At 33.3% G+C, this 10,363-nt stretch carries 9 protein-coding genes and 2 pseudogenes; all 11 read left to right on the top strand.

From position 1 onward, the window contains the following. Positions 1-194: 194 nt before the first annotated feature. Positions 195-698, top strand: a pseudogene (locus V7014_RS12535) (class II histone deacetylase); the annotation flags it as partial. Positions 699-1,266: 568 nt separating this feature from the next. Then, positions 1,267-2,244 carry an HD domain-containing protein gene (locus V7014_RS12530; protein WP_335507586.1) on the top strand — a complete coding sequence of 326 codons (978 nt, stop codon included), beginning with the start codon at positions 1,267-1,269 and terminating at the stop codon, positions 2,242-2,244. Positions 2,245-2,353: 109 nt separating this feature from the next. Next, the gene (locus V7014_RS12525) at positions 2,354-2,569 is read left to right on the top strand and encodes a YozE family protein (protein ID WP_335507584.1); all 216 of its coding nucleotides are present in this window, start codon (positions 2,354-2,356) and stop codon (positions 2,567-2,569) included. Between the two features lie 206 nt (positions 2,570-2,775). Beyond that, positions 2,776-3,492 carry a hypothetical protein gene (locus V7014_RS12520; RefSeq protein ID WP_335507582.1) on the top strand — a complete coding sequence of 239 codons (717 nt, stop codon included), beginning with the start codon at positions 2,776-2,778 and terminating at the stop codon, positions 3,490-3,492. Between the two features lie 105 nt (positions 3,493-3,597). Next, complete coding sequence (locus tag V7014_RS12515) at positions 3,598-3,768, top strand: YozD family protein (protein WP_081707558.1); 171 nt, start codon at positions 3,598-3,600, stop codon at positions 3,766-3,768. A gap of 333 nt (positions 3,769-4,101) precedes the next feature. Next, the gene (locus V7014_RS12510) at positions 4,102-4,884 is read left to right on the top strand and encodes a serine/threonine protein kinase (protein WP_335507579.1); all 783 of its coding nucleotides are present in this window, start codon (positions 4,102-4,104) and stop codon (positions 4,882-4,884) included. Between the two features lie 37 nt (positions 4,885-4,921). Beyond that, on the top strand, positions 4,922-5,692 hold the full coding sequence (locus tag V7014_RS12505; RefSeq protein ID WP_335507577.1) for a sporulation protein: 771 nt from the start codon (positions 4,922-4,924) through the stop codon (positions 5,690-5,692). Positions 5,693-5,931: 239 nt separating this feature from the next. Then, a complete protein-coding gene (gene deoD, locus V7014_RS12500; RefSeq protein WP_335507575.1) occupies positions 5,932-6,633 on the top strand; it encodes a purine-nucleoside phosphorylase in 702 nt (233 codons plus the stop codon). A gap of 142 nt (positions 6,634-6,775) precedes the next feature. Beyond that, on the top strand, positions 6,776-7,594 hold the full coding sequence (locus tag V7014_RS12495; RefSeq protein WP_335507573.1) for a M15 family metallopeptidase: 819 nt from the start codon (positions 6,776-6,778) through the stop codon (positions 7,592-7,594). Positions 7,595-7,648: 54 nt separating this feature from the next. Continuing rightward, positions 7,649-9,103: a S41 family peptidase gene (locus tag V7014_RS12490; protein ID WP_335507588.1), complete on the top strand. Its 1,455-nt coding sequence runs from the start codon at positions 7,649-7,651 to the stop codon at positions 9,101-9,103. 137 nt (positions 9,104-9,240) lie between these two features. Further along, positions 9,241-10,257, top strand: a pseudogene (locus V7014_RS12485) (S66 family peptidase). Positions 10,258-10,363: the final 106 nt, after the last annotated feature.

Genomic DNA, 10,363 nt, shown 5'->3' with positions numbered 1-10,363 from the left:
GTAAAGTTTTAACCTAGTAAAAGCTTATTTGTAATTACGGAACCGCTTACATAATTGACGTTTAATTGTTGAAGAAATGGATACTAAATTTTCAAAGGATGAAAATGTTTATCACAAATAAGCCTGAATCAGCATTTTATGTTGATTCTAATGTATTATTTATTTCTCTACATTAAGAACGTAATTATCCCCCAGGTCGAGGAAGAGCAGAAGATATAGGGACAGGTAAAGGCAAAGGGTATAACATTAATATTCCGTTGCCAGCTGGAACTGGTAATGCTGGCTATATGTATGCGTTGAAAGAAATTGTCGCTCCTATCACCAATCAGTTCAAGCCCAATCTTATTTTCATTTCAGCTGGACAAGACCCTGGACTATTTGATCCGCTGGCCCGTATGATGGTCACCGCAGAAGGGTTCAGGCAGATGACCCGTTTCATGCTCAATATTGCTGAAAAGCATTGCGGTGGTAAATTCATCGCCTACCATGAGGGTGGTTATAGTTCGGCACATGTCTCTTTTTGCTCTCATGCTATTGTTGAGGAAATGAGTGGAGTCAGCACAGAAGTAGTAGATCCATTCGCCCAAGCCATGCATGAAATTCCAACTGATGTACTTTTTGACATACAGAAAGAGTATGTTCAAAAAGTAAAAGAGATTCAGTCAAAATTTTGGACTTTTCAATCCTTAGTTTTATAAATACCATTTGTTATTTAACGTATTATTATCAAAAAATAAATACATTCAAAATTGACAAAATATTTATTTAATTCTTGTGAATGGTTAACTTAAATTTGCCTTGGGAAAGGGGCTTCATTTTTGTGAAAATTAATAAAACTATTCCTATTTATATAGTTGGAAATTTTATTCGAAAGGAAGATAAATATGCAAAAAAAAGTTATAGTCGGTTGCACATGCCTTTTCCGTTCGATCCGTTGGCGTCTCCTACCATGAAAGAAATTGATAAACTATCGGTAAATGATCGATTAAATCAACTCAATCTTAGCTTTATAAAAAATAGTAAAAACCAAATATTAAATCATAAAAAAAGAATCCATTTAATCAATCTTGGATTCTTTTTTAAAACATTTTTCATCATATTCTTTTGAAAAGTATTGATTTTCAACAGATAAAGCTTCCCATTCCTCAATCGATAATTTATCTGTAAAATGAGAGTTTTTAAACAACAGGCCACATACCACTTGTATAAATTGTAATGCTACAATTTTATAAATAGATAATTCCCAGAAATACAAGGAGAGAAAAAATGATTGTTAAAGACAATATTTATGGCGAATATGTAGTGGAGGGCGTTCTAGAAGAACTTATTAATAGTGCACAAGTACAAAGGTTAAAGGACATTCATCAAGGAGGAGCAAGCTACTTAGTAAATGACAAGTGGAATGTTACAAGATATGATCACTCTATTGGTGTAATGCTATTGATTAAGCAGCTTGGAGGTTCTATTGAAGAACAAATTGCTGGCTTACTTCATGATATTTCCCATACCGCATTTTCTCATGTTATTGATTTTGTAATTGAAAATAAAGAAGAAAATTATCATGAGAAAATTTATGAAAGTATCATTGGAAAATCTGATATTCCTCAAATTTTAAGCAAGTATGGTTATGACTATAAGTACATATTGTTTGATGTGGTGAAGTGGACAATACTTGAACAATCAGCTCCAAAGTTGTGTGCGGACCGTGTAGATTATACTCTTCGTGACATGTACGAATATGGTATTATTACGTTAAATGAGGTTCAGTTTTTCCTAAAGAACATGATGATAATCGATGGAGAAATCTGTTTGAGAAATATAGAATCGGCTGAATGGTTTACAGAAACATATTATAAAGAAGTGATTGATTTCTTTATGAACCCGTTAAATATTTATGGGAATAATCTGTTGGCAAACATATTGAAGATTGCATTAAATAAAAAAATAATTAATCTTGATACATTTCTTGGTACAGATGAGGAAGTATTGCTTTTATTGCGTAATTCTGATGATCATGAAGTTCAAAGTCGTCTCAAGTATCTTCATGGAAACGTAATTGTAGTGGAGGATTCCGTTCATTATGATTTACACCAAAAAAGTAAATTGAGATTAATTGACCCTTCGATACTTTATAAGAATGAATTAATGAAGGCATCTCGGAAGTCGGAACTTGTAAAATGTATGGGAGAAAAAGCTAAATTGAAAGCGGAAAAAGGGATGTATGTAAAAATTGTATCGAATTGATAGTAGTGTACTTTTGACAGAACTTGAACCCTAATTTATATGGACGAATAATTAAACTTTGGCTATATTAATAAAACAAAGTAAGATTATTTAAGTGGAGGTTACAATTGTGAAATCGTTTTATCAATTTTTACAAACATACAGACAACCGAAAATTGTTGATAATATAACTAAATTTGCGCATGATGCATTTCATGATCATAGTTTTCCTAAGCATTCTACAGATTATCAAGAAATCAGCCACTATTTAGAAATGAATGGTCATTATTTAGAGACTATGTCAATCTTTGATGAGGTTTGGGAACAATATCAACTAATATTGTAAAACACTTTTTCCAGTTTGAATTTATATAAAAGTGTTGTAATCATTCAGTTTGCTGAATATCTTTTAATTATGAAGTAAAAGCCTATTTTATTTCGTGTCATACGTCCTGAGAAGATCTAACGCCTATTACGCTGAATATCAATAACCTACAGCAGAAACATGCATATACTATTGTAAATTAAGATCTGCTCTGGGGGATGTCTCAAATGGGAAATAAGAAAAAAGCGAAGTACAAAGTAGGTGATACAGTTGTCATTACAATGTATGGCACTGTTGGTAAAATAACAGATGTTAAATTTCTTGAAGGTTGTTTTGTGTATGAAGTGAATCATAGTGAGGGACTTTTTATGGAACCGCTTTTAGTACCTATTGAAGAATATGACGGTTATATCCTGCAAGATAAAGAGCAAATCAATATCGAGTATAAGTTTTTCTTTGGTGACTTAGTCCAAGTTGAAGGATATGAAGAGGAATACTTTAAAGTGGTTGGGTTTCGAACTGAAATTTGGCGTTACAAGGAAAATGCATGGGAAGATGTTGTGTATGAATTATCAAGATTATCAGACGGTGAGTGGTTAGAGGCTCAAGAAGATGAGTTAACGTTAATCGCGGATGCTGAGAGTGCGGATTTATTTTTTCAGAAATTAGGTTTTTTGTATCCAGTGAAGAAAAATTCAGGTATGAAGGAAAAAGTTCCTCAAAATGTATTGCGAAAAGCTGAATGGAAAACGCTACAAGAGTGTAAGGAAAGAAAGCAATTAATCGATAACCTTTTAGACCTTTATAATGATTATGCTGAACTATATAAAATGTTCCAAGATGACGAATATAAAAAGGTAATGTTGCTTACTTTGTTGAAATTAAAAGGAGTGTCTACAGAAGTAAGTAAAAAACCGAAGAAAAATAGTTCAAAAATGCAATAATCACATAGTATTTGTAATATGAGTAAAATAGCTATTTTACTTTATGTGAAAATGTAATATTATAACAATTAAGCACATAAAGGTATAAAAAAGGGGGCGATCTTATTGCGCGAGATTGAGGTCGTAATAGACACGGAAGAAATCGCAAATTATTTTTTTCAGGAATTAACGAAGCGAGGCTATGTGCCTACTGTTGAAGAACTTGAAGAACTTGCGGATATAACCTTTGAGTACTTACTTGATAAGTGTATAATAGATGAGGAAATGGAAGAGTAACACAATGAGGGGCGACGGTTTTACCGTCGTTTTTATATTATATAAAATTATATTAACAAAAAAAATTTGAAACTTTTTTATAAAATAATTCGTATGATACTTAAAAGGAGTGATGAAGTTGTTTAAAAAAATTATCAAATCAATCATTAGTAATAGTTCGGGCCATCACCATAAGAAACGATCTTCTAGCAGTGATATGAAACATTATTCGCACAAACATAATCATTATGGACACAAACATTATAAAAAAGGCTATAAGAAAAAATCTTTTAGCTCGCGCAGTTTCTTTAGTTCAAGAAGTTTTTTCAGTAGTTAATAAGGAGATGCCCCTTAATGTTTTTTCGCGATTTTGGTGAAAAAAAATATCATCATTTATTTTATGCAGCAATTGAAGAAATGGGACCATATGAAGTCGTCCAATTATTAGGGAGAGGTTCATATGGGTTTGCTTATTTAGTTCTTAATAAAGAAACAAGCAATCAGTTTGTCTTAAAACGGTTGCGTAGAAAGCATATAAAGAAGAAAAAAACAGTTGGGAATTTTCAACAAGAGATTGCTTTTTTACGAAAAGAAATGCATCCGAATATACCTGCTATAACGCAAGTTGGAAGTATAGCAGGTATTCCCTACTTTTCGATGGATTATATTGAAGGAAAAACGTTCGAACAAATCATATTTGGAGATGGAGTTACATTTACGATTGAACAATCTTTGAAAATAGTTGGACAACTATTAGAAATGGTAACTGTTATTCATAATCATGGAATTGTACATAGAGATTTGCGAATTCCTAATATTCTCCTACGTAACAATGAATTGTTCATCATTGATTTTGGGTTAGCTTGTTTTCAGGATCCTACATTTGATTATAGTCAAGTAAAGAATCCTAAAAAAGCTCCAAGCTATATTAGTGATTTGTATAACATTGGTCACTTTTTACTTTTCTTATTATATTCCAACTATATACCGACTCATAAAAAAGAACGGAGTTGGCAAGAGGAGTTACAGTTACCTAATCAAGTGCAAAATTATCTTGAAAAACTACTATTACTACAACAACCGTTTTCTAATGCTCAAGAAGCATATCAAGCTTTAAATAGATTAAAGATCAATTAATATATGTGAAGTAAATGAATATAATGGAGGAATTCTCATGTCGATGTTTAATAAGTTTTTAGCAAGTTTAGGAATGGGTAGTGCAAGAGTAGATACGAAGTTAGAAAAAGATTCTTTCTTACCTGGTGATCAAGTTAAAGGTGTTGTGGAGATTACCGGTGGAAATGTAGAACAACAAATTGATGAAATATATTTAACGCTACATACGAGATATGAGAAAGAAAGTGGCGACAAAAAATATAATGAAACCGCAACAATTGAACGGATTCGTATAAATGAGCCGTTTACAATTGCTGCAAATGAAGTGAAAGATATTCCTTTTTCGTTTATATTACCTCTAGATACACCGTTAACATATGGTGTAACAAAAGTTTGGCTTGCAACGGGTTTAGATATTAAAAATGCCGTTGATCCAAGGGATGAGGATTATATTAAAGTTTCTCCAACACCACTAATTCATTCTGCATTTTTAGCACTTACAGATTTAGGTTTTAAATTAAGAAGTGCAAAATGTGAACAAGCTCCGCATAGGTTTAGAAAAAGAATGCCTTACATTCAAGAGTTTGAGTTTGTGCCAGTAAGTGGCCAGTTTAGAGGAAGGTTAGATGAATTGGAATTTGTTTTTTATCAATCCAATATTGATCAAGCTGAAGTTCTATTAGAAGTAGATCGAAAAGCCAAAGGATTAGCTGGTTTATTTGCAGAAGCGCTTGACGCTGATGAAACGATGGTACGTCTGAATTTGAATCAACAAGATATGCCGGATATGAAGGATAAACTTACCCAAGTTATTTCACGTTACTCTTAATAAAAATAATCCGCTAGCTATTAATCTAGCGGATTATTTTTTAGCTTTCATTCGATTTGGTTTACCATAAAATATTAATTGTGTGATGTTATTATGAAGCATGCTGGTGTTTATAGTAGGCAATAATAGTAACGATGCAATAGATAGTCAAATTATTTGCAAACATCTTACAATTCATAAACGCATCATATTTATGGTATAGTAAGGGGTGTAATACGACATATTAGGAGGATTTAATGATGAGTGTACATATAGGAGCAAAAGCAGGAGAGATTGCCGATATTGTTTTATTACCTGGTGATCCGTTAAGAGCAAAATATATTGCTGAAACATTTTTAGAAAATCCAACTTGTTATAATGAAGTACGTGGAATGTTAGGTTTTACGGGTACGTATAAAGGTAAGAGAGTTTCAGTACAAGGAACTGGGATGGGTGTACCGTCAATCTCTATTTATGTGAATGAGTTAATTCAAAGCTATGATGTGAAGAAGCTAGTTCGTGTTGGTACTTGCGGAGCGATTCAAGAAGATGTAAAAGTGAGAGACGTTATATTAGCAATGACTGCTTCTACTGATTCAAGAGTAAACCAACTTACTTTTGGAATCGATTACGCACCAACTGCTAACTTTGAGCTATTAAAGAACGCATTTGATGCTGGAGTTGAAAAAGGGCTTAATTTAAAAGTAGGTAATGTATTTACTGCTGATATGTTCTATAATGATAATGCAGATCATAAAAAATGGGCTCAATATCAAATACTAGCCATAGAAATGGAAACTTCAGCTCTATATACAATTGCAGCGAAATTTGGAAGACAAGCTCTTTCTGTATTAACAGTTAGTGATCATATATTAACAGGTGAAGAAACGACTTCTGAAGAAAGACAAACTACTTTCAATGAAATGATTGAAGTAGCTCTAGATGCGGCTATTAAAGAATAAAACGTATGGATGTAACAAGAGAATGTTCTAGTCACTTTGCTGTTACGATTTATTCGTATACAATAGTGACTAGGCATTCTTTTTCTTATATAAAAAAGATAGCCGAATTAGCAGTAAGAATGTAAAGGTGAGGACATTTAAAATGAACACAAAATTAATAGGCGTGCTATTATCAGTAGCTTTGTTAAGTGGATGCCAATCCCTGCAGAATAGTTTTACAAACGATGAGGGAAACTCTACTAAAGAACAACAAAGCTCTGAAAAGCAAGAAGAATTGAATGGACAAGCAAGTAAGGAACAATCCGCCGAAGATGTTCTGACTTTACCAACTCAATACTTCAATCAAATCGTTGAAACAGGTGGGAAGAATGTTATACAGAACTCAGAAAATACATTAGTTTTAGTGAATAAGATGTATTATTTATCAGAGTCATATATACCTTCTGACCTTGTTCGAGCAAATGTCCATTATTCTTTTGGTGATGAACAAATTGAGAAAGCTTTATTAAGACAAGAGGCAGCGACTGCATTAGAAGAGATGTTTAATGGGGCCAAAGCAGAGGGTGTTGAGTTAGTTGCTGTATCAGGCTACCGATCATATGCAAGGCAAAAAGTTTTATTCGATGCTGAAGTTCAACAACAAGGTTTAGAAAAAGCTAAACAAGCTGTTGCAATTCCTGGTCAAAGTGAACATCAAACAGGTTTGACAATGGATATCTCTAGTCCCTCTGTGAATTTAGAATTAACACAAGCCTATGAGAACACAGTTGAAGGTAAATGGCTAGCTGAAAATGCACATAAGTATGGCTTTATCCTTCGATATCCTAAAGGAAAAGAAGAAATTACCGGTTACAAATATGAACCGTGGCATTTTCGCTATGTAGGTAAGGAATTTGCTAAAACTATGCATGAAAAAGGTTTGACACTAGAAGAGTACTTTAATGTTGTAAAAGAAATTTAAATGTGATGATAAGTGTGCCAAATAGACGCATATGAGAGTGAAAGTGGTGAAAAAATGGAAGAGGAAAAGAAAGTAAAAAATGAGAACAAAAGCTTATCATATGTGAAGTTTAAGAAGTTTCACTTTATCATGGGTGTGTTCTTACTGATTTTTTTAACTGCGGGTATAACTACGATTGCTTTAACATTCGGAGATGAGAAAGTTCAGCCTAATTTAAATGACCGTGCTGAGTTTAATAAGCTGTACGAAACGTTTGATACAATAGAAAATCAATATTATACAGATGTAGATGAAGAAACACTAGTTAACGGTGCCATTAATGGAATGATTGATTCACTAGATGATCCTTATTCCGATTACATGGATATTGAGGAAGCTGAAAATTTTCATAATACCATTTCTTCTTCTTTTGAAGGTATAGGTGCTGAAATACAAGAAAAAGATTCAAAAATTGTTATCGTTTCACCTATTAAAGGTTCTCCAGCTGAAAAGGCAGGTTTAAAACCGAATGATGTCGTTTTAAGTGTAGATGGAAAAAGTTTAGACGGTTTAAGCTCAACTGAGGCAGTAGCAAAGATTAGAGGAAAGAAAGGTACTAAAGTTGCTTTGATGGTTCAAAGAGGGCAAGAAGAACCTTTCAAAGTAAATATAACTAGAGATACCATTCCTATTGAAACAGTTTACGCAGAAATGCTAGACAATAACATTGCGAAAGTTCATGTAACTTCTTTCTCTGATGATACATTTAAAGAGCTAACGCACGCTTTAGAAGAAATGCAAGCCAAAGGAATGAAAGGTTTAGTGTTAGACTTACGTGGAAATCCTGGTGGTTTTATGGATCAAGCTATGCAAATAGCAAGTATGTTTGTTCCAGACGGAAAAGCAATCTTCCAAATTGAAGATCGCAATGGTAATAAACAAGTTGTTAAATCCGAAAATACCGATGTATTTGAATTCCCAGTAGTAGTATTAGTTGATGAAGGAAGCGCTAGTGCGTCTGAAATTGTCGCTGCGGCAGTAAAAGAATCAGCGGGTATTCCTATCGTTGGTGAGAAAACATTCGGTAAAGGAACAATTCAAACAGCAAAAGATCTTGAAGATGGATCAAATATTAAGTATACAACTGGTAAATGGTTAACTCCAAATGGTACTTGGATTCATAAAAAAGGAATCGAACCAGATGTGAAGGTAGCACTACCATCTTATGCACATTTAACTTATATTTCTCCAGAAAAGGAACTAAAAGTAGGAACATCTTCAGCAGAAACAAAAGTGGCTGAAGAAATGTTAGAAGCGGTTGGTTATAAGCCGGGGAAAGTTGATGGCATATTTGATGAATCAACAAAAGCAGCTGTTATTCAACTTCAAAAAGACGTGAAATTAGAACAAAATGGAATCCTGAAAGATAAAACTACAATAGCGTTAATGGACAAACTTCGCGATAAAATTAAGGCGAACGATACACAATTAAATAAAGCAGTTGAGATTCTTTCAGAGAAGATAAAGTAAAGTATCATGTAAAAAAGAGATGAAACAGTTTAATTAACTGTTCATCTCTTTTTTTGTTGACATAATCATAGCTTGTTTGTAGAGTATTACAAACAGACTTTTTCTGGTTATCCAGGGGAATAAAAGGAGTGGAAGCGATGATTAAGTATCCTATATTAGAAAAAGGGGCAAAAATTGGTGTAACAGCACCTTCCTCAGGAGTAAAAGAAGAATTACATCATTTACTAAAACAAGCTTTTGAAGCCTTGGAAAGAAGAGACTATGAAGTTGTTTGCGGGGAAACACCTTGGTCACAAGAGAAGGCTAAATCTTCTAATGCCAAAAAACGGGCTAATGAATTCATGAACATGGTACAAGATGAGAATATAGATTTAATTATTCCTCCTTGGGGTGGCGAATTATTAATTGAAATCCTTGAAGAAATTGATTTTGAAAAGATAAAAACAAAGTGGGTTTTAGGATATTCTGATACAAGTGCATTATTGTTAGCGATTAGGTTACACACAGGTATCGCTACAGCTCATGGTACAAATTTAATCGATTTAAGGGGAGAGTACTGTGATGATACAACAGCAATGTGGGAAAGTGTACTAGCGAATAAAACAGGCTCATCTATTACTCAATCCTCTTCAGGAAAATATCAAAAGCAATGGCAGCATGATAACTCATAACCTTGCGTATTCCATTTAACAGAAGATACATGTTGGAAAACAGTTTCTGGCACTCCAATTACAAGTAGTGGCCGATTGCTTGGTGGATGTATTGATGTTATTAGACATCTTATTGGAACTCCTTATGGTAAAGTACAATATTTCAGAAAGAAACATTGTGAGAATGATTCTATCATTTGGTATCTAGAAAACTGCGAGTTATCTACGACAGATTTACGCCGTTCATTGATTCAAATGAAACTAGCAGGGTGGTTTGAACAGTGCTCGGGTATCTTATTTGGACGAAGTGCTGCCAATCATCAGGTTGATGGTTACTCTGCGGAAGATGTTTATAAAGACCTTGCAGAAGAACTTCAAATTCCTATTATTTATGATATAGATTGTGGTCATGTACCACCTCAAATTACTTTTATTAATGGGGCGTATGCAGAAGTTAAAGTTAATGGTGGAAAAGGAGAAATTATTCAGTATTTTAAACAGTGATCATTGTATAGATGTCATTTGGAAGTTTACTCCAAGTAAATGATGACTTACTGCATGTAAGTCATCATTTCTACTTTTTTTTAATTAAGGCTCTGTTAAACAATAA

The organism is Bacillus sp. JJ722 (assembly GCF_036963345.1).
In the GTDB taxonomy this organism is placed as follows: Bacteria; Bacillota; Bacilli; order Bacillales; family DSM-1321; genus Bacillus_AD.
Note: the sequence above shows the minus strand (reverse complement) of the source record. Positions and strands in the feature narration are given on the sequence as shown.